The organism is Bacteroides sp. AM23-12 (assembly GCF_003434395.1).
GTDB classification, from domain to species: domain Bacteria; phylum Bacteroidota; class Bacteroidia; order Bacteroidales; family Bacteroidaceae; genus Bacteroides; species Bacteroides thetaiotaomicron.
In genome coordinates, this window is record NZ_QTLF01000017.1 from 1 (window position 1) to 21,571 (window position 21,571).

At 46.8% G+C, this 21,571-nt stretch carries 15 protein-coding genes; 4 read left to right on the forward strand and 11 right to left on the reverse strand.

The features are described from left to right. The 7 genes from DW640_RS14340 to DW640_RS14370 form a co-directional block, all read right to left on the reverse strand. Positions 1-499: hypothetical protein (locus tag DW640_RS14340; RefSeq protein WP_117578559.1), on the reverse strand; the 499-nt coding region annotated here is incomplete at its 3' end. A 57-nt stretch (positions 500-556) separates the two neighbouring features. Next, entirely contained in the window at positions 557-2,179 is a 1,623-nt protein-coding gene (locus DW640_RS14345; protein ID WP_117578561.1) for a fimbrillin family protein, read from the reverse strand. 32 nt (positions 2,180-2,211) lie between these two features. Then, positions 2,212-3,720: a DUF6850 family outer membrane beta-barrel protein gene (locus DW640_RS14350; RefSeq protein ID WP_117578563.1), complete on the reverse strand. Its 1,509-nt coding sequence runs from the start codon at positions 3,718-3,720 to the stop codon at positions 2,212-2,214. Then, positions 3,713-4,948, reverse strand: coding sequence for a DUF4876 domain-containing protein (locus tag DW640_RS14355; protein ID WP_062695797.1), 1,236 nt, complete (start codon positions 4,946-4,948; stop codon positions 3,713-3,715). The genes DW640_RS14350 and DW640_RS14355 overlap by 8 nt, the downstream gene beginning before the upstream one ends. 4 nt (positions 4,949-4,952) lie before the next feature. Further along, the gene (locus DW640_RS14360) at positions 4,953-7,766 is read right to left on the reverse strand and encodes a TonB-dependent receptor (protein ID WP_062695796.1); all 2,814 of its coding nucleotides are present in this window, start codon (positions 7,764-7,766) and stop codon (positions 4,953-4,955) included. A gap of 749 nt (positions 7,767-8,515) precedes the next feature. Then, entirely contained in the window at positions 8,516-9,523 is a 1,008-nt protein-coding gene (locus tag DW640_RS14365) for an aspartate-semialdehyde dehydrogenase (protein ID WP_008762581.1), read from the reverse strand. A 67-nt stretch (positions 9,524-9,590) separates the two neighbouring features. Next, positions 9,591-11,330 (reverse strand): ATP-binding protein, encoded by a 1,740-nt coding sequence (locus DW640_RS14370; RefSeq protein WP_117578565.1) that lies wholly within the window; start codon positions 11,328-11,330, stop codon positions 9,591-9,593. 184 nt (positions 11,331-11,514) lie between these two features. Here DW640_RS14370 and DW640_RS14375 point away from each other — a divergent pair, with 184 nt between their 5' ends. Genes DW640_RS14375 through DW640_RS14385 form a run of 3 tightly spaced genes read left to right on the forward strand, consistent with a single transcriptional unit; the run spans position 11,515 to position 15,032 of the window. Next, entirely contained in the window at positions 11,515-13,650 is a 2,136-nt protein-coding gene (locus DW640_RS14375) for a cation:proton antiporter (RefSeq protein ID WP_008762583.1), read from the forward strand. Then, positions 13,650-14,366: a ThiF family adenylyltransferase gene (locus DW640_RS14380; protein WP_022472078.1), complete on the forward strand. Its 717-nt coding sequence runs from the start codon at positions 13,650-13,652 to the stop codon at positions 14,364-14,366. The genes DW640_RS14375 and DW640_RS14380 overlap by 1 nt, the downstream gene beginning before the upstream one ends. A 9-nt stretch (positions 14,367-14,375) precedes the next feature. Beyond that, the gene (locus DW640_RS14385; protein ID WP_008762585.1) at positions 14,376-15,032 is read left to right on the forward strand and encodes an ABC transporter ATP-binding protein; all 657 of its coding nucleotides are present in this window, start codon (positions 14,376-14,378) and stop codon (positions 15,030-15,032) included. A gap of 202 nt (positions 15,033-15,234) precedes the next feature. Here DW640_RS14385 and DW640_RS14390 read toward each other — a convergent pair whose 3' ends face one another. Both DW640_RS14390 and DW640_RS14395 read right to left on the reverse strand, forming a co-directional pair. Beyond that, positions 15,235-16,164 (reverse strand): helix-hairpin-helix domain-containing protein, encoded by a 930-nt coding sequence (locus DW640_RS14390; RefSeq protein WP_117578567.1) that lies wholly within the window; start codon positions 16,162-16,164, stop codon positions 15,235-15,237. Beyond that, a complete protein-coding gene (locus tag DW640_RS14395) occupies positions 16,164-17,534 on the reverse strand; it encodes a sodium-dependent transporter (protein ID WP_008762587.1) in 1,371 nt (456 codons plus the stop codon). Before DW640_RS14395 ends, DW640_RS14390 begins: the two co-directional genes overlap by 1 nt. A 103-nt stretch (positions 17,535-17,637) precedes the next feature. Here DW640_RS14395 and DW640_RS14400 point away from each other — a divergent pair, with 103 nt between their 5' ends. Continuing rightward, positions 17,638-18,030 carry a hypothetical protein gene (locus DW640_RS14400; RefSeq protein WP_117578568.1) on the forward strand — a complete coding sequence of 131 codons (393 nt, stop codon included), beginning with the start codon at positions 17,638-17,640 and terminating at the stop codon, positions 18,028-18,030. A 131-nt stretch (positions 18,031-18,161) separates the two neighbouring features. Here the strand turns inward: DW640_RS14400 and murF are convergent, their stop codons facing one another. Together murF and DW640_RS14410 are read right to left on the reverse strand one after the other, a co-directional pair. Continuing rightward, positions 18,162-19,460: a UDP-N-acetylmuramoyl-tripeptide--D-alanyl-D-alanine ligase gene (gene murF, locus DW640_RS14405; RefSeq protein WP_061473613.1), complete on the reverse strand. Its 1,299-nt coding sequence runs from the start codon at positions 19,458-19,460 to the stop codon at positions 18,162-18,164. Between the two features lie 74 nt (positions 19,461-19,534). Next, positions 19,535-21,550 (reverse strand): ATP-binding protein, encoded by a 2,016-nt coding sequence (locus DW640_RS14410; RefSeq protein WP_008762590.1) that lies wholly within the window; start codon positions 21,548-21,550, stop codon positions 19,535-19,537. Positions 21,551-21,571 lie beyond the last annotated feature (21 nt).

Consider the following 21,571-nt stretch of genomic DNA (forward strand, 5'->3'; position numbering starts at 1 on the left):
GGAAGTCGGCGATACGGGCTTCGGGCGTGTTGGCTGTCTCGCCGCGTGCTTTCTTCTCTGTGTCACAGCCGGCTTCACCGGTTCCGTGTTTTTCGGCAGCTTGCGCTTTGAGTTGTGCTTCCCAGTTTTGGAGGTAGGCTTCGTCAATGCGTTGTTCTTTTAGTGTTCCGGTGACGCGGACGATGGAGTTCACACATTTCGGGTCGAATGCTCCCAGTGTGCCGGCTTCTACGCGGATCACTTGTGTGTCGTCACTGCCCATCAGGAAGATTTTCTTGGCGCCATGCTTGCAGGTATGTGTGCAAACGCCTTCGATGGTTACTTCTTTTCCTGCAAGGTTTTCTGCATTTGCAAGAAGAGAGTCAATTTCTAAAGCAGACGAAGTGGTCTGTTCTGTTGTTGTGTCCGAGGAACTTTTCTGCTGTTTGTTTCCACAAGAGGTTCCGATAACGGCAACCGCCAGTAGAGCGATTGCGATGCTTAGCTTTTTTGTTTTCATTGTTACTTTTTGTTTTTATGTAGTTTATATTCTTTTTTATGAACTTGCAAATGGCTTTTAGTTCTGGTTCTTTACACAACGAACTGTTTGACCGCTAAGTACACTGATATAACTCAGAGACAATCTGCCTTCCGGATACTTCGCCATTGAGAATGTGCTCATTAGTCCGAAGAACTGAATATTGGTCAGGTCGCCGGTGCTTGTACTATAAATAGGCTTATATGCAGTTGAAGTCATGTAATAACTCATACTGGGTTTTCCAAACCATTCGGTTACCGTACTGTTGCTGCTGGTTATTGCCGTTGCCTGATATTTGGGGACGGCTGAATAACCGGTTGACATACGTACTCCCGAGAATTGATAATTAAATTTAGCCTCGTTGAGTGTCGGGATTTTACCACCGTCATATGCTGTGTCATAGAAAAGAGCGTCTTTTCCGTTTTCCAGACTATTGCCGTCCACATCTTTGGTCGAATTACCTACAAGGCTGAAATATTCGGCGCGAGTCGGGATGTGCCATCCCTTCGGACAGATGCCCTGTGCTCCTTCAAAGTCGTAGCAGTTTTCCGGAGTAACTGCTTTGCCGCTAAGTGCGGCATGAATGTCGTAGAGATAACCGTACTGCTTGATAGAGGCTTCGTCCTGCAATGCTTTAGCGGTAAGTGTACCGTCAACTGTACCCAATTCGTACGGATACCAGATGTGAGAATCTGCAGCCGGATCACTTGACGGAGTATATCCATCCGGTACATAGCGTAATGGTTCCGCCATCCATGTTGTTCCGTTGGAGAGAGTTACCGTATTGTAGGTGATGCCGTCATAGATGAAATATCCGTCATGCTCTTCAAAAGGAACTTCCGGCTCATCTCCCTTGATCTCTCCCTCGTCTGTCCAGTTCTCGATTTCACCACTGAGTGTAACGATGATATTATCGGGTAATACACGTATATTGACACTGTATTGTCCGCCTTGAACTAAATCTGTGGATACGAGCTTTTGCATCAATGTATTGTTATCTGAAGTTGTTACTGCAAGAGTGAACGCAGCCGTCTGCGGGACTACAATGGCACGAAAAGTCTTATTCTTTGTCACTTGTTGTGCTGTGATGTCTGTGGCGGCGCTCTCGTTTACGGTTGTCTTCATGGTTGCCCAATCGATATTGGCAGTAGGAACAGAACCTTTGAGCACTATAGATGAAATATCCAAATTCGTTTCGTTTGTCACATTAATAACCAGTTTGGTCAGCATGTGCTTGAAGATCATGCTGATGGAGTTCACCGAAGGAAGTACGTCGGATTTGCTTGCCGCCATAAAGTCGGAAATTCCGTAGTTGGTGGTCTGGTCGGCATGCACGGTGAATGAAGTCGGTACACCGGTTGCGCTGTAAGGATAGTAAGCCACGAATGAAGACTTGTCTGCTCCTTCGGGATACCATTTCAGACTTCCGGCGAAAGCTCCGTCATTGAAAGTCATAAGCTCGTTGGTGGCATATACAGTGCCGTCTTCTTTAGTGACACTCAATCCGATCTGATCCTGATCTTCGAAATTAACCTCTGTGGCACGTGTGATAATAGGAGTGATGGTCACCCGGTCCACAGATGCTACTCCCTCGTTTTCCTCCTGCTGGCAAGATGCCAGAAATGCTGCTGTCAGCACAAATAATATCCCCTTTTTCATCATTTGATAGTTTTATATTATGTAAATGAATAATTTTAAAATGTATAACCTAACTTAATCGTCTCATTCCAACGGCTCGAACCTGCTATATATTCAAGGTTGAAACCGTGCGTATATCCGCCCTGTATTTCGGCATAAATTCCCCGATGAAAGTGATAGCGTAATCCGACGTTCACTGTCGCCCGTGGGGCAGTTGCATACTCATTCTGCAGATGGTAATAATCTGTCAGGCGGTATGGAGGATCGCCCGGTTCGGCTGTCGTTTCAGTAGTCCTGCTCTTCTCCGTGAAGTCTCCTATGGATAAACTTGCGGCAGCTTTCACATCGAACCTTCCGGCATGAAGTACGCCGGATGCGTAAACCCGTCCACAAGTCATTGTCTGTGACGCGACATAAGGGTACATTTGGGTAGTCATGCTTTTAAATGACGAAATCTCGGCTCCGACACGCAATTCTCCTTTAGGAGCGATCAACTCATATTCGGGCTGAACGGATAAAGCCTTTCTTTCGAAAATCCGGTTGGAACCGTAAACATGGGTAGTCGTGATTCCGTTGGATATCTCCTGTCCCAATACATTCTCGTCATTTGTCTGGCGTGACCATGAGAGGTTGATCCGCAGGAAATGTTCGGTACTACCTTTGGCGAAACGGTATCTCAGATGCGATGTAATCCGGTGTGCCGGAAACTTAAACCAGATAACCTCTTTCTCTCCGGCGGTACCGGAAGAATGCAGATACTCCACATCTCCGTAAAGCGATCCCCATTGAGCCTGAACTGCTGCTCCGTGAGACAGTTCCTTGATGGGGAATCCGTTGATACCCGATTCGCTCAGATGGACTCCGCTTCCCGACCATGCTTCGTAGGCACCGTACATCAGTCCTTTATCAAGGAATGCGTAATAAGGTGTAGCGGCTGTTCCGATCTCTTCTGCTGAAACGGATTCGCTGTTTTTGCTGAAAATATAAGAGAATCCGATCGCATAATGGTCCGAATGATACATGATGCCGGGAGCGACTTTTAAGTCCAGTCTGTAGTTGGTATGCCGCAAGTCCTTGCGTTTGGAGTAATTGGCAGAGGTGAAATCGATCTTTCCGCCGATGCGCCAGTTGGTGCCGGCATCTGCTGCTATACCTCCCATAAACGCATAAGTTTGCAAATCCTTTCGGCCGGGGGTAAACTCCAGCAGGTCTACCGGATAAAATCCGGGATGAATGAACATGGAGCCGCTCATATCTTTGCCGGAAGTGTGGTCGAATGAGAACGAGCCGATCAGAGAATACTTCTTTAAGTGTGTGATGGACTTGGCTACTGCACCGGCACTCCATAATTTGTCGGCTTCGTAGTAGTTGCGGAAGTCACCGTGATTGTTCTTGCCGTACACTTCGGCGTAGGAGACGGTGACGCTGTCCATCATGATTCCCGTTACGTTTGTTCCGGCATTCCATGAATTTCGTCGTTCGATAACATCGTAAGTCTGTGCCGAGCTTACGGCTGCTATACACAACAGCATACATCCTATATATATTCCTTTCATATTACTCATGCAGGGATTGTTGTTCTCTTTCATAAAAATCGGCGGAAGAGTTGTTCGTATCTTCCAGTATTTCATAACCGGCCTCCTTCGATGCTTCCTCGTCTACCCGACGGTGCAGGCTGCGTCCGTCATACAGTGCGCTTTGACTGACATATCCGGCATCGATGGAAGGCGAAATGCGTTTTTTGTTGCTCGACGAACCGCCATAGTACACCTCTACCCCGTCAATCACCCAGTCGAGCGGAATCTTGATGACCTGATCTACCGTGCTGCCGGGCTTTTGTATCACACTGCCTGTTTGCTGTACATACTCCTGTATCGTAGTGTCCTGAGCCTTGAAGATGACAGTGGCGGGAGAAAATATGGAGAATGTATAGGCATTCGCCTGTCCCAGTTTGATGACCACATCCAGATAATGGTCGCGGCTGATCTGGTCGCCTGGAGCAGGATGATACATCGTATTCCAGTAATAAACATTGTTGTAGCAGGCAAAATATCCCGGTTTGTTCAGATTGACCGACAGCGGGTATTGCGCGGCATGATCTATGGCGCCGTTGACGGCGATGACTGCATCTGCACCGGGTGCCAGCGGGAAGGAAGTGCCGTTACCGCCGAATTGCCAGATGCACTGGACGATAGGAGCGAAATCGGGGAAAATGGTTGCTCCGGTTGCTTCGTCCTGCGTCACCCATACGTTGGTGGACTGGGAGTTGTAAGGATCGAGTGTACCTAAGCATAAATGGTCGAGATACTGCGTCTGGGAATCATTGTTGTGCAGGATAATGTATTTATCAGCCTGATAAGTACCTTCCTGCGGCAGCTTGGTACATCCTCCGCAATAGATTTCCTTGATAATGATGGCACCGGCTTTGGAGTGTGTGAGCGGAACGTTGAGTGTGATATCCCCGTTTACGAGTTTTACCTTGTCTGCCAGTCCGTTGAATATATGCTGGTCGGCTTTATCACTGATTTGTATACGGTATATGCCGTTGGTCAGGGCGAATTGCGCTGTACCGTTCTGGTCGGTTACCGTCTTGTAGGAATTGCCGCGGTCGATGTCTTCGATTTGGACGGTGATGCCTTCCCGAAGGTATTCCGCGTATTCGTCCGGATAGACGGCAGTCACCTGCAAGGTGTGCAGCTGGTCTTCGTAAGGATTGCCTTTGTCGAGGTCCGTACATCCTCCGAGTAAGGATGTGACGAAAAGCAGTACGATATAGATTGACTGTTGTTTCATATTTCTAAAGTTTAATGCGGCAGGTTAGTCCATAATAAAAGTTCGGGGTAAAGATTGCACTGGTTCCGGTTGCGTATGATTTCACATACGCCCGTGAGTTCGTGAAATTAATCGCGTTGAACGACAGCGAAACATGATCGCCTATCTCCTTGGTAATGCTGATATTGGCAGAGAAATACGGATCATATCCGTCGGCTGCGAAAGTATAGGCATTGCCCGATTTACGTATCAGATGCGCGAAGTCCGGATTTTCGGCTTCGGCGGCGGTGAACGGATGTACCTCGTTGTTCAGGTCGAGGTAGGCAACCGGATAAATAGCCGTATAAGAATTTCCGTCGTAGATGCTGCCTCCTGTTTTCTCGTTGCTGTTTTCGCTGACGTTGAACGCATACGACGTACCGTTATATTCGGAGAGGTTCTGCGACCGCTTGATGAGCGAGGCTTCTAGTTTGCAGGATATGATCAGCCTTGCTTTCGGGATACGGGTGATCGCTGTGATATTGGCATCCAGCGAGTGAGTGCGCTTGCCGTTGGCGGTTGTGGATGAGTTGTCGCCGTTGGCATATATACCTACATATTGGTAGGAACGGTTGGCGAGACTGGTGTGCGACCATCCGTTTTGGTAGTAATAAGACAAGGAATTGTCTATGTATTTGGTATATGTATAGGCCGCATCCACACGGAACTGCGTACGGAGAGGAGTGATCTCCGGAAAATCGATGATCATTTCCGCTCCTCTGCGGGTGATGTCCGGTCCGTTATCGGGAGAGGTTGACCTGACGAAAGTCTGGTCTTTCACCTTTACGTCCAGCGGTGTCCAGTAACTGTCCTCATCGTCCCGTATATATCCCATGCCCGTCTGATTGTCTACGGTAATCTGCGGATTGGCGGACAGCTCGAATCCTTCCGGCAACTGTAGAACATTGTATGCGAACGGAGTATAGGAACTTGTATATTTATAAGGCATCTTCGTACGGTTAAAGTAGCCTACCAGCGAAATACGGGTGCGGGCTACATTGATGTCAACTCCTATTTCGGCATTCTGATTCTTCTGCCAGCGGAGTTTCTCGTTGTGTAATAAAGTATATGGCTGACTGTAATAGACGTAAGCCGACTCATTGTTATTGTATGAGACTCCGAAAGTCTGAATATCCCGATACTCCTGTCGGGGATAGAGTACATAGTACGAAGGCAGCTTCTCGGTCACTCCCCATCCGCCCCGAATCGCTATGTTTTCGTTCAGCTGCCATCTGGCGTTGAAACGTGGCGACAGTGTGTTCAGCTTGTCGTATTGCGTTCCGCTGATGAACAGATTCTCCCAACGCAATCCCGCCATCAGCCTCAGCATGGTGCTGCCGACAGCTACCGACAGGCTTTCTTCCGCATACAACGAAACATTGTGCATATACGGATAAGCCGAGTAAGAACGGGGGCGATATCCGTTGGGAGCCAGCGAAGGATTCTGATAATACTCTCCGTCGCCCACATTGCCTGTTCCTTTCCATTGCACGCCTGCTTTCAGATTGCTGGTAACGTTCTTGAAACGACGGTTCCATTCGTACTTCAACGAAGCGGCATAATCCAGTTCTTTGGAATCGACAATCTGATCGGCAAAGAAATGGTAAGGCAGTTTGCCTGCAATGAAATAACCTTCCTGTTCAGCGTGGACTGCCGGCTGTTCGGACGCATAAGAATAAGGTGTATGTGCATGCGACTTGTTATCATTGTAATACACCGATGCATCCAGTTTGAGGTTGGTAATCCATGACTTGTTGAGCAGCCATGCCAATGACGTGTTTGCACGGAAAACGTTGTCTCTGACTTTGGTATATTCTCCCGTATATGCGTCGGGATCATCCTTCGTATTCATTCCTCCGATGTTACCGGTCAGCCCGATGTCGAATCGGAGCACTTTCCGGAACGTATTGCTGTAACCTGCGGAGAATCCTCTGCGGGTATAAGAAGTATAGGGTGAATTAAGCTTTTGAGTAGCCTTGATCCATTCACCGCTTATGTTGACGATTCCTTTATCGTTGCCGAGGTCCAGCCCTTTGGAAAAGGACACCTGTTCTGTGCGGGGATTGATGGATAGCAGTACATTCCACGGAGTCTTCCCTTTCTTCGTATGGATTTTGACCATACCGCTGTTCAAGTCTCCGTACTCTGCCGAAGGTACTCCGGTGATGACTTCTACCGATTCGATATCGGCCACAGAGATGCTGCGGGTATCTATTCCGGTCATATTGCCGAAAGAAGAGTTGTTGCCGATGCGTACTCCGTCTACTTCTATCGCCGTTCCGAAAGCCGCGTTGCCTGCGGATGAACCTCCGTCGCGCAGAGAGAAAATATTGTTGCTGGTCAAGTCCGGGACTTTCGTCTTTCCTCCCGGAAGAAGGGCGGAAATATCGCTTACATTCGATATCTGCAGATGTTCCAGTGCGTTACTCCCGATGTTGAGCGTGGTGTTCAGTTCAGTCTTCGGAGCTTGTGCGGTAACGATTACGTCGTTCAGGGCAAGTGTATTTTCCTTCAGTTGTATCTTTAATCCTTTGATGCTGTTGTTCACATTCACCGGAACCGTTGCCGGAACATAACCGAGGAAGGAAACTTCCAATTGATACTTGCCTTCCTGTATTCCTTGTATCGTAAATTCCCCCTTCTGGTCGGATACAGCCCACAAATAGGTACCTTTGATTAAAATGGATGCGCCGGGCAACGGCGAACCCGTCCTTTCGTCGGATATACGACCGGAAATAGAATAATTGTTAGTATTGGCTTCAATTCTGGAAATGATCAAAGAAAGAAGCAAGCAGAGCATTATTTTAAGTGTAAGAAACCTCATAGAACAAATTTTGTGCAAATTTCGTTCTATATCGTTAATACTACAATCGCAAATAATGACTATTTTGGGAGTATGCGAGTACCCATAAATAGGTATTTCTCTCCATAGTGATTTGATAGCAGTTTTGCTCTCATGCTCTAACAAACGGTCTGTATCCCTTTATTCATCGTGGTTTCCAGTGTGGTAGCAACTGTGGCGGCAGGTATGAGGGCAAACGGTTGCTCTCACTTGCATCATGGACTTAATCTCGTTTGTTTAGCTTTATGCTTTGATTTGCAGGATGTTAATGTCTGATGTGTCAACTGTTAACAATTGGCATCCCAGCTATTAATAACTGAGAAATCAGTTGTTAATAGCTGACAACTCCTTCATTATAGACTGATAAATGGTTTGAAATGGCTTGAAAGGACAGGTTAAATGAGTCAGTTGTTACGGTCAAGTCATTTCAATCGACAGTTGTTTCGGATAGTTTCAGGCGCTTGAAACTTTTAGTTTCATTGCTTGAAACCAATGGTTTCAAAGGTTGAAACTATTAGTTCCAAGGCATGAAACCTTTTGTTTCAAGGCATGAAACCGAATTTGGAACTACTTCTTGGAGAATAATCTTGTAGGAGAGATGGGAAAAGGAAAGCCTTGGTGACTTCGAGGCAAATAAAGAAGATCGGCTTGCACTGCGACGATTGTCGTGTAGCAAGCCGACCTTTATTTCATTTTATCTATGTATCTTATACGTTCTTTACCTTGATCAGATACTCAGCGATCTGTACAGCATTCAGTGCAGCACCTTTTTTGATCTGATCGCCAACGATCCAGAATGTCAGACCGTTTTCATTTGTAAGGTCTTTGCGGATACGTCCAACGTACACAGGGTCTTTGCCTGCAAGGAACAACGGCATCGGGTATTCCTTTTCAGCAGGATTGTCCTGAAGAACGAGACCCTCGCCTTTGGCGAATGCTTCACGGGCTTCTTCTACCGAGATCGGACGTTCTGTTTCCACCCAGATGCTTTCAGAGTGAGCACGAAGTGCGGGAACACGTACGCAGGTTGCACTGACTTTCACGTCAGAGTGCATAATCTTGCGTGTTTCGTTATACATCTTCATTTCTTCTTTGGTATAACCGTTTTCCGTGAACACGTCGATCTGCGGAATCAGGTTGAATGCCAGCTGATAAGCAAACTTCTCTACTGTCACAGGCTCGTTGGCCAATACCTGACGGTATTGTTCGTACAACTCGTCCATAGCGGCAGCACCGGCACCGCTGGCAGCCTGATAAGTAGATACGTGCACGGTTTTTATATGAGAAAGCTGTTCGATGGCTTTCAGTGCAACTACCATCTGGATAGTTGTACAGTTAGGATTGGCAATGACGCCACGCGGGCGCTCCAACGCATCTGCGGCATTTACTTCGGGCACTACCAAAGGCACATCAGCGTCCATACGGAAAGCGCTGGAGTTGTCGATCATCACAGCACCGTATTTGGTGATTGTTTTCTCGAACTCCTTGGATGTTCCTGCACCGGCAGAAGTGAAAGCAATGTCTACTCCTTTAAAGTCATCGTTGTGTTGTAAGAGTTTGACCTCGATCTGTTTACCGCGGAAAGTATAGGTTGTTCCGGCACTGCGTTTAGAACCGAACAAAACTAACTCGTCCATCGGGAAATTTCTCTCATCGAGCACGCGCAGGAATTCCTGTCCTACGGCTCCGCTTACGCCAACAATAGCTACTTTCATCTTTTTCTTTTGTTAAATGTGAATAATGTGGTTAATCGCTGCAAAATTAGAACATTTTATCATATAATCAGCATTTTGGAGATACTTCTTCACATTTTATCAGTTCCCATCCTTTAAATTGGAGCAAAATGCAATGCAATGCAGTCCCTTCACTGATAGCCGTTACCTTTTTATCCCTGCTATATTGTTTTAGTTGCCCTCTGCCTTCTTCCGCCTGTTCTTCCAGTTCCTTATCGGTGGCGGTGCGCGGGAGGTATTTTAATTCCAGAATATAACTGTGCGCCGTGTCCGGGTAGCGGGATTTGTCCGGCAGGAGGAAAAAGTCACAATATCCGTAATTCATCTCCAATTCCGGCTGAACCAGATAATAAGAAGCAAGAGCAAGGTATGCTTTGAAGAAACCTTGCAAATTGTGTTCTCCCTCGATGGCATCGCGGATGGCGGAGTTTTCTTTATAGGCAAGGGCTATGTACTCAAACAGAGGGCGCCATTGTCCGTCGAAGGCCATGTCGTCAATTAAATCTTTTAAGTGAGGCAAGAATACTTCCTTACGCTGCTGGTAGTATTCCCGAAGGAATCCGAAATACTGCTCACGGACGCAATTGTTAGGAATGCACATCACAATACGGTCTCCACGTGTGCCGCACATTGTAAGCAGTCCATAATAATAAAGCAGGCTGCGGAGATTGTCTGTTTCAACAATCTTCTCTGCCGGGAAAGATGTGTGGAGGTTTACCAGTATCTCTCCTTTGGCAGCTATCTCTTCAATCGTACTCATGCGGTCTCCCCCCGACACATTCTCATGGTCGAGGCGTGCCAACATTTTCAGCTTGCTGTAGTCCGTACGGATATTCTTGTCGACCAATTCCTTGGGAGATGCGTCGAAATTAACCCGGTGACGCAAATAATATAGCGTCATGTCGCAATTGAACATTCTCGGATCGGTCTTCAAGCTGGCTTCTGCAAAGCAGTAATTGTCATACCACGGTTTCATTTCATTAATCATGGCATCTATATCTCCTTTCAGCACCCCTTCTTTCTGGTAATAGCCGAACATCTCCCGTACATCCGTTTCGCTGAATCCCATCATCATATTGAAGTGCGGGTCCACACTGATATTCCAGTCTATGTTGTATCCGCTGGATAAGTCGTCCAGCGTGACAGGACTTACCCCCATCAGGAAGATGCGTTCGAACATACCCTTGAACTGCTTGAAGTATTCCCGGTAGAAGCCGCTGGCGTGGGTCAGGTCGCGGAAAAGGTTTTTCCCCTGTTCACTCAGGATGACATTCGTAAAGTTGTCATATTCATCAATGATGAGGTAGAGCAAATGTCCCAGGCGGCGGGCGGTGGCTTCCAGCCAATGCAGCTTTGTAGCGGCTTCGGTAGAAGCGATGATTTGCTCCAGTTCCTTCTCGCCTTGGTAGTATTCACGGTAAGTACTGAAGAAGTCGTTCAACTGTATGCAGCAATAATTGTTGAAGTTGTCTTCCAGACTTCCACGTCCGAGGTTTGCTTTGGAAAAGTCAAAATAGAGCATCTGGTAGATTCCCTGAAGCGGGGTGGGGTGCTTACCGATCCATAGATTGCTGAACCGTTCTTCAAAACGGTCTTTCTGTGAAATATCGTAATAGGCACGCATCATGGTGAGAAATACACTCTTGCCGAACCGTCGGGGACGAATAAGGAAAAGGTAGTTTGCTATTTCTTCTATCTGGGGAATGAAATGCGTTTTATCTACATAATAATAATTTTGGTCTATCAGCCTGCTGAAGTCCGATATGCCGTATGGGATTCCTTTTGCCATAATGCGTTCATTTTATTGGGATGGATGCAAAGTTAAGTTTTCTTTTTATCTCCAACAACTATCCTTCTGCAATTGTTGCTATTATTCCTATTAAATAAACAGGAGGATGAGATTTATAATACCTGCATTGTGATTCTGCGAACTTTTTTGTTCCTTTGCGTAGAAATCCTAAAACCACGGACCTATGAACCTGTTTGAATTCAATTTAGCGTTACCGATAACTGATCCGACTTGGGTGTTTTTTCTGGTGCTAATTATCATTCTCTTTGCTCCGATGATTCTGGGGCGCCTTCATATACCTCATATTATCGGTATGATTCTGGCCGGTGTGCTGATCGGCGAACACGGATTCCATGTGCTCGACCGTGACAGCAGCTTCGAACTGTTTGGTAAAGTGGGGCTTTACTATATCATGTTCCTTGCCGGACTCGAAATGGACATGGAGGACTTCAAGAAAAACCGGATGAAGAGCGTTGTCTTCGGCTTGCTTACTTTCCTGATTCCTATGGCGCTGGGTATATGGAGCAGTATGAGCATGCTGGGATACGGTTTCCTTACCGCAGTGCTGCTCGCCAGTATGTACGCTTCTCACACTTTGATTGCTTATCCTATTATCAGCCGTTACGGATTATCCCGTCTGCGCAGTGTCAATATTACTATCGGTGGTACGGCCATTACGGTCACTCTTGCCCTTATCATCCTTGCCGTTATTGGCGGAATGTTTAAAGGCACCGTCGATGGTCTGTTCTGGGTGTTCCTCGTTGCGAAAGTAGCCTTCCTTGGTTTCCTTATCATCTTCTTTTTTCCCCGCATCGGTCGCTGGTTTTTCCGGAAGTATGACGACAGCGTGATGCAGTTCGTGTTCGTGCTGGCGATGGTTTTCCTCGGAGGCGGACTGATGGAGTTTGTAGGAATGGAAGGAATTTTGGGAGCTTTCCTTGCCGGATTGGTCCTGAACCGCTTGATTCCTCATGTCTCTCCGCTGATGAACCGTCTGGAATTTGTGGGAAATGCCTTGTTCATTCCTTACTTTCTGATCGGTGTCGGTATGATTATCGATGTCAGAAGCCTGTTTACGGGGGGCGAAGCATTGAAAGTGGCGGTAGTCATGACAGTGGTAGCTACTTTCAGCAAATGGCTTGCCGCATGGATCACGCAGAAGATTTACCGTATGCAGCCCAATGAACGCAGCATGATCTTCGGACTCAGTAATGCACAAGCGGCGGCTACGCTGGCAGCGGTGCTGATCGGGCACGAAATTATCATGGAAAACGGAGAGCGTCTGCTCAATGATGACGTACTGAACGGTACGGTCGTGATGATCCTTTTCACCTGTGTCATCAGTTCGCTGGTAACGGAACGTTCCGCCCGCCGGTTTGCACTGAACGAAGATGCGCAGCCCGAAGATAAGGGAGCGAAGAAAGCGATGGAGCAGATTCTGATTCCGGTAGCTAATCCGGAAACGATTGAGAACCTGGTGAATCTCGCCCTGGTGATCAAGGATGCCAAGCAGAAGAATGGCATGATTGCCCTGAATGTGATTAATGACAATAACAGCTCGGAGAATAAGGAACTGCAAGGCAAGCGGAATCTCGAAAAAGCCGCAATGATTGCCGCTGCCGCCGATGTACCGGTGACGATGGTAAGCCGCTACGATCTGAACATTGCTTCGGGGATTATACATACGATTAAGGAATATGAGGCTACGGATGTAGTGATCGGTCTGCACCGCAAGGCGAATATCGTCGATTCCTTCTTTGGCAACCTTGCCGAAAGCCTGCTGAAAGGTACTCACCGCGAAGTGATGATAGCCAAATTCCTGATGCCGGTCAATACGCTCCGCCGCATCATCATCGCCGTTCCGCCCAAAGCCGAATTTGAAACCGGTTTTTCCAAATGGGTAGAGCATTTCTGCCGGATGGGAAGCATTCTCGGCTGCCGTGTGCACTTCTTTGCCAACGAACGTACACTGATGCGTCTGCAACAACTGGTGAAGAAGAAATTCAGCGGTACCCCGACCGAATTTTCTCTGCTCGAAGAGTGGGGCGACCTTCTGCTGCTGACCGGACAGGTGAACTACGATCATTTATTCGTTGTCATCTCTGCCCGTCGGGGTTCTATCTCGTATGATCCGTCCTTTGAACGTCTGCCGGCACAGCTGAGCAAGTATTTCTCCAACAACAGTCTGATTATCCTGTACCCCGACCAGTTCGGCGATCCGCAGGAGATTGTGTCTTTCTCCGACCCGCGTGGTTACAACGAATCGCAGCATTATGAAAAGGTGGGCAAATGGTTTTATAAATGGTTTAAGAAAAGCTGATGGAAGAAAATAACTGGCAACAACGGACAGAACTCCTGTTGGGAGAAGAGAAAATGAAGCGTATCCGTGCTTCGCATGTATTGGTTGTCGGGCTGGGAGGCGTGGGGGCGTATGCTGCCGAAATGCTTTGCCGGGCTGGGGTAGGCAGGATGACGATTGTAGACGCGGATACCGTGCAGCCTACCAATATGAACCGTCAGCTTCCTGCCATGCACTCCACCCTGGGGATGCCGAAAGCGGAAGTGTTGGCGGCACGCTACCAAGACATCAATCCGGATATTGAACTGACCGTTTTACCCGTCTATCTGAAAGACGAGAACATCCCCGAACTGTTGGACTCCGCTAAGTTTGACTTCATAGTGGATGCCATCGATACGATCAGCCCCAAATGCTTTCTGATCTATGAAGCGATGAAGCGTCATATAAAGATTGTTTCCAGCATGGGCGCAGGCGCGAAGAGCGATATTACGCAGATTCGCTTTGCCGATCTTTGGGATACCTATCACTGCGGACTCAGCAAAGCGGTGCGGAAGCGTTTGCAGAAAATGGGAGTAAAGCGTAAACTTCCCGTCGTATTCAGTACCGAACAGGCGGACCCGAAAGCGGTATTGCTCACGGATGACGAACGGAATAAGAAATCGACCTGCGGAACGGTCAGCTATATGCCGGCAGTCTTCGGCTGCTATCTGGCAGAATATGTCATTAAACGAATCTAAGAAGCTATTATGATAAAATTAGAAGGAATAACCAAGAGTTTTGGTTCTTTGCAGGTGCTGAAAGGCATTGACCTGGAAATCAATAAAGGTGAGATCGTCAGTATCGTAGGACCTAGCGGAGCCGGAAAAACGACTCTCTTACAGATCATGGGAACGCTTGACGAACCGGATGCGGGCACAGTGGCGATTGACGGAACGGTAGTCAGCCGGATGAAGGAGAAAGAACTGTCCGCTTTCCGCAATAAGAATATCGGTTTTGTGTTTCAGTTTCATCAGCTTCTGCCGGAGTTTACCGCGTTGGAGAATGTGATGATCCCCGCATTTATCGCCGGAGTATCGTCTAAGGAAGCAAACGAACGTGCTATGGAGATACTGGCTTTCATGGGACTCACCGACCGTGCTTCCCATAAGCCGAACGAACTGTCGGGAGGAGAGAAGCAACGGGTGGCCGTAGCACGTGCCTTGATTAACCATCCGGCAGTCATCCTTGCGGACGAACCTTCCGGAAGTCTCGATACACATAATAAAGAAGATTTACACCAATTGTTCTTCGACCTGAGGGACCGGTTGGGACAGACTTTCGTCATCGTTACCCATGATGAAGGACTGGCCAAAATCACCGATAGAACGGTACATATGGTGGATGGCACAATTAAAAAAGATTAATAAGGAAACCAAACTTCTAAAAATGGATACCAAATCACTAGAAGATTGTGTGAGTTCAATCTTTTAGCTATATATTTATAGTCGCTTCTCTACGTAAGTCTGTGAAGATGTCAGTAGAGTGTTTGTTTTGTTTGTGTGTGATGCATTCTTGTCTGGTGTGATAGGAATGCATCTTTTTTTATATATCACAACAAATGCGATTTTAGTCGTAACAAACATAAGGCACCATTCGTTCAAAATCTGCGGGTGTGAATTCCTCGTAAAGCATCAGTTGTTTCAAGTCTCTTACTTTCCCTTTCTTCTTCCGGTACTCTGCGATGATCTTGGCTTGATAGTAGCTGATGTACGGATGATGCATCATTCGCTCTACACTTGCCTTATTGATGTTGATCCGGTGAATCTTTCCGGCATCCACGGAGAACCACGAACGGAGCTTTTCCGCTTTTAGCCGAATCTCTCCTAACTGCTCTATCTGATAGAATCCTCCCAATAACCGGCGACGGTTTACAATCGATCGGGCAATCCGGCTTCCGATCCCCGGAATCTTTTTAAGTTCGGTAGTATCCGCCTGATTAAGGTCGATGATAGTGCCCGGCGGGTATTTCATTAAAGTATCATATGGTGCGGTCGCTTGTACTACTAATATCCGGCTGGTATCTTGAAGAACCGGTGTTTCGGCAATGCGTATATACGGTTGAAGAGTCCGGTATTGTTCTTCCGTCAGCCCGTATATCTTCCGAAAGTCTTCCGGACGTCGGAATCTGCCTTGCTTTCTGCGGTATCGCAGAATATTGCCCGCCATCCAGGGAGGCAAGCCGAGGCTGAGGAAAGTGGCGGAGTCGGCGGTATTCGGATCGAACGCTGCCGGTCTGATTTCTTTTTTCGGATAGGCGGGCGATGAATACTTGCCTCTGTAAACTGGATATTTCTTGTCCTGCTTTGCTTCTTTTATGGAAGAGATAAATTCATTATATTCCTTTTCGGATTTCGCCTGTTCAGTCGGGTCGGTTTTCTCCGATCTGGAGAAAGCTTGCAAGAGTGCGGGGATTGTGTATACCCCTATAACAAGAACGACAAGGACGATAATGCCTTGTCGTTCGGTTTTAGTAAAATAAAAAAAGTCTTTCCACATTATAGTTTGATAAGTCCCAACTCATTGATAAAGATCAGAGAGATGGCAATCGGTGCAATATATCTTAATATAAAGATGATCAGTTTGTATACGGGAACTTTCAGCGAACCGTCATTGGTGATCTCCGACCAGACGATTTTCTTGTCGAGATACCATCCGGTAAAGATGGAAATGCACAGACCGCCGAGTGTCAGCATGATCTTAGCCGTGACAAAGTCGAATAAGTCAAAGATTCCCAATCCGAAGATGGTGAATCCTTTCATCACTCCGAGCGACAAAGAACAAAGGATACCTAAGAAGATACATCCTCCGGTCACCAGTCTGGCTGCCTTGCCGCGTGTGAAGTTGAATTCTTCGTGCAGATAAGCGGTGACCACTTCGTGCAGGGAAATGGTGGAAGTCAGTGCTGCCATGGCAAGCAATACGTAGAACATGACGGAGAAGATATAGGCCAATATCGGTACTCCGCTGAATGCCTGCTGGAATACATTGGGCAGTGTGATAAAGATAAGGCTCGGACCCGCATCCGGTTGTATGCCTACGGAGAATGCGGCCGGAAAGATAATGAAGCCTGCCAATACTGCTACAAACGTGTCTATAATCCCTACGCTGAATGCTGTCTTGGTCAGATTGGTTTCTTTGCTGAAATAAGAAGCGTAGGTGCAGAGACATCCCATCCCCAGACTAAGGGAGAAGAAAGCCTGTCCCATCGCACTCAGAAATACATTTCCGTCCACCTTGCTGAAATCCGGTTTCAGCAGAAACTCGATACCCGCACCTGCTCCCGGCAGGGTAACCGAACAGATTACAAGTATCAATATAATAATGAACAGAGTCGGCATCATGATCTTGGAAGATTTCTCGATACCTTTCTCCACGCCTTTGACAATAATAAAATGAGTAACCAACAGAAACAGAACCAACCACAAGACCGGTCGCCACGGACTGCTGGAGAACTGCTGGAAGGAAGAGATGAATTCTGTGGGAGTCTTACCCGTAAAGCCGTTCGTAAGAGCTTCATACACATACTCCAGCGTCCATCCTGCCACTACGGAATAATAACTGAGAATCAGAAAAGCTGCGAGGACTCCCATGCGTCCCACCCAGCGCCAATGAGTGCCGGGAGCTAATTTCTGATAGGCTCCCGCTGTATTTGCCCTCGAACGGCGTCCGATTAGGAATTCGGCAATCAAAATGGGAAGTCCCAAAAGAAAAACGCATCCTAAATAGATCAGTATAAAGGCTGCGCCACCGTGATTACCCGTTTCATAGGGAAATCTCCAGATGTTTCCCAATCCTACTGCCGAGCCGGCGGAAGCAAGTATTACGCCTAATTTACTTCCGAAGTTCGCTCTATCAATTTTCGTCATAAATCTTGTTTTGTCTTACAAATCGTTATAAAATGTACGTATTAAAATGCAAATATAGAAAATGATAGTTATATTTGTACCGGAATCGTAATTTTATTTAGATATGCTATCTTATATTAAGAAATATCCTATTTCACTTTTTATCATCTTAACTGTGATTTATCTGTCTTTCTTCAAACCTCCTAAAACGGACTTGAATGAAATCCCTAACTTAGATAAATTAGTTCACATCTGTATGTACTTTGGTATGTCAGGTATGTTATGGCTGGAATTTCTGCGGGCGCATCGTCGTGATGACGCACCGTTATGGCACGCATGGGTAGGGGCATTCCTCTGTCCCATACTGTTCAGCGGCTGTGTGGAATTGCTGCAAGAATATTGCACGACTTATCGGGGAGGAGACTGGCTGGACTTTGCCGCCAACTCGGTGGGTGTCATCCTTGCCAGTTTAGTGGCTTATTATGTGGTTCGTCCGCGAATGATGAGAAGGGAATAGAAGACTGTAGTAATGCATAATCATACTCATGCCTATGAGAAAATATTCTCATAGGCATGAGTATTTTTTCTCATCGTGGTGAGAATTTTTTCTCAAAGGCATGAGAATACTTTGAGAAATTAACAGCGATATTATAGATAATCTACAACCGAACTGAGCTTAATTCCGTTGGACCCTTTGATCAGGATAGTGTATCCTTTCGGCTTGTCGGCTTCCAGTTCCTTTATTACTTCCTGTACGTTGGGATAGGTTTGGAAGGAGTGCTCTGCTGCTGCAAACTGATCTCCTACCAGCCATACTTTTTCGAACGTGCATTCTTTGAGGTAGTCTGCTATCTTCTGATGTTCGGTAGCGCTTTCGGCGCCCAGTTCGCGCATATCACCAAGGATGAGCATTTTGTGAGGAACTTCCATGTTGCGGAAGTTCTGTAAGGCAGCCATCATGCTGGTCGGGTTGGCGTTGTATGCGTCGATGATCAGTGTGTTATCATCCGTTTTCTTTAGTTGCGAACGATTGTTCTGCGGTGTATATCCGGCTAAGGCTTCGTTGATCTTTGCATCTTTCACTCCGAAGAAGCGGCCGATGGTGATGGCAGCCAGTGCATTGGGGAAGTTGTATTCTCCGATCAGTTGCGTCTGAACCTGATAGGTTTCACCGTCCTTGCCCGCTTTCCATTCGAAAGTGAGATAAGGGGAGTTGCCGGTGATGCGTCCATTTACGTAAAGGTCATCTTCGGTGCCGTAAGGGATCAGGTTCAGTCCTCCGGCAATGTTCATCAGATAAGCATTGTCGTGATGGATAAAGACGGTAGAACCTTCTTTCTTACGGAGAAAGTCATAAAGTTCTCCTTTGGTTTTTATCACACCTTCGAAAGAACCGAAGCCTTCCAAATGGGCTTTGCCTACATTGGTGATGATACCGCAGTCCGGCTCTACGATTTCGCTGAGGAATTTGATTTCTCCCGGATGATTGGCGCCCATCTCGATGACGGCAAGGTCGTGTTCCGCTTTCAGGCGGAGCAGGGTAGAGGGTACGCCGATGTGGTTGTTCAGATTACCTAGCGTATAAAGAATGTTGTGGCTCTGAGAGAGTACGGCGGAGATCAGTTCCTTCGTAGTCGTCTTGCCGTTGGTACCAGTGATACCGATTACTCGTGTACCCAGCTGGCGGCGGTGGTAATTGGCAAGCTGTTGCAATGTTTGCAGGCAGTCGTCTACGAGTATATATCGTTGATCGCCTTCAATCGCGTATTCGGATTCATCGATGACAGCATAGGCGCAACCGGTTTCCAATGCTTTTCCGGCAAAAGCGTTTCCATTGAATGACTCGCCTTTCAGAGCGATAAACAGTGATCCTTCAGGACAGTTCCGACTATCGGTCGTCACTAATTGGCAATCCAGAAATATCTGGTAAAGAGCAGAAAGTTTCATAGCCTGAGCTTTTATTTTTAAATGTTGCAAAGATAGGCTATTCTTTCGGATTTGGTATCGGTCAGAAGCGTTTTTTACTCAGCATATACCAAAGGAAGAGTCAGCACCATCCGGCACCCGTCCGTATAGGATGAATCGATGTGGAGGCTGCCTCCTAACTTTTCGGCAATCGTCCGGCTGATCGACAGTCCGAGGCCCGTGCCCTGTGAGAAGGAGTTCATTTTGTAGAAGCGTTCGAATACTTTTTCCTGTTTCTCCTTAGGGATTCCTATACCGGTGTCAGTAACGCTGATCTCGAGTTTCTTTTCTGCTTCCAATACCGAATAAGTCAGTTCGATGCTGCCATGAGTCGTGAATTTGATCGCATTGTGTGCCAGATTGGCAAGTAACTGCGAAATGCGTTCCGGATTGCTGAGTATGATTAGTTTTTCCCTTTCCGGTTTGAAAAGGAATTCGACTGTGTCTTGTTTCTGCATTTTAGCTACTTCGATAGATAGCTGGCAGATCATATTGATATCCGTTTGGATATTTGTAGGGAGCTTGTTATATTGGTCGAGCTCCGACAATGCGAGCACATCGGTCACGAGTCGAAGCAGATCGTCCGTGTTGGCTTTGATGATGTTGACGAATTCTTTCGTTTCCTCATTGCCGTAGTGGTCACTTAATACTTGTGAGAAGCCTATGATCGAATTGAGCGGTGTCCGTATTTCGTGAGACATACTCTGAATAAAAGTCGTTTTCATCTGGCTGGTCGCTTCTGCCTGATCTCTGGCTTTGCGCAGTTCTTCTCTCGAATAAGTCAGTTCTTCGTTCTTATTTCTTAATTCACTTTCCGAGGCCTTCAGCCTCCGGTTCAGACGGCTTTCCCGATATAAGAACAAGAAGAGGATGGCTAACAGGATGATCAATGAAAAAATCAGCGTCGTTTTATTGCTCAACTCCTTTTCTTTTGTCCGAAGCATTAATTCCTTTTTCTCCGCATTGAGCTTTTCTACATTTAGCAGCGTGGCATATTCGCTGCTCGCCAGTTGTTCATTGGCTATTTTCAAAGAATCGTCTACTTCAATATACTTTTTCAGAAATTTCACCGCTTCATCCGGTCTGCCCATCTGTCTGTAGATTTCTCCTTTGAGGCGGTATTGTCCGCTGCTCATGGCGTACTCATTCAGCCGTTGCTCTTCGGCTTTCTGCTTCTCGACAGCTTCCAGTGCCTTGACGAACTGTTTGCTGCGCTGGTAGTAGAAAGCCTCTGTGCGGTAAAACCTTTTTTTGAGTGAGTCCAGCCTTTTGTCCTGGTCGAACAGTTCCCTGCATTCTTTCAGCATCTTCTCCGCTGCTGAGAAATCTTTAAATTCACTGTAATACTCTACGTATGTCAGCTTTGCCAGTATTTTATGGCTGGCGGAGTTGGCTGTTTTTACTGCTTTTTCCAGTGCTTCCAGCGCTGGTTCCGGCTGATGATGCGTAATGTAGTAATTGGCAAGTTGAGCGTAAGTATTACTGATGTTATAGTTTTCTAATTTGTATTTTTCGGTCAGTTCGATTTCTTTCACGCGCCATTCGGACGCCATGACATCAAAGTTCTTGATTGTGTAAATCTGCGACATGATGTTGTAGCAGTACATGAGTCCGGTCTTGTTGTCCTCGGCTTGTGCCTCTTTCAGCACTTTTTCGGCTTCATAGAGGGCGATGTTACTTCTTCCGGTTTTCAGGTAATATAGGATCAGCCGGTTGGCCCAGGCGAAATAGTAGTACTTGGACTGCTGTATTTCTTTAGCGAATTGTTTTACCTTATTGGTATAAAAAATGATGCTGTCTTCATTATTGGCCTGGTAATAATAATAGTCCAGCCGGGTGGAGAGAGCTACCGCCTGCATCCGCTGGTCGTTTTGTCCGCTAGCCATACGGAACAGCGTATCGGACATACTCAGCACGACCGGTTCCAGCAAATGTTCCTGGCAACGCTGATAGTAGGCATACAAAGAGGAATCAACGTTATAAACTTCAGCTTCTTTCTGGGCTTTTGCAGGAATAACGATGAACAAAAAAGAGACAAGGTATCCTAAGATAATTCGGGACAATCGGCTCATGGTATTCGTTTTCGGTAGTTC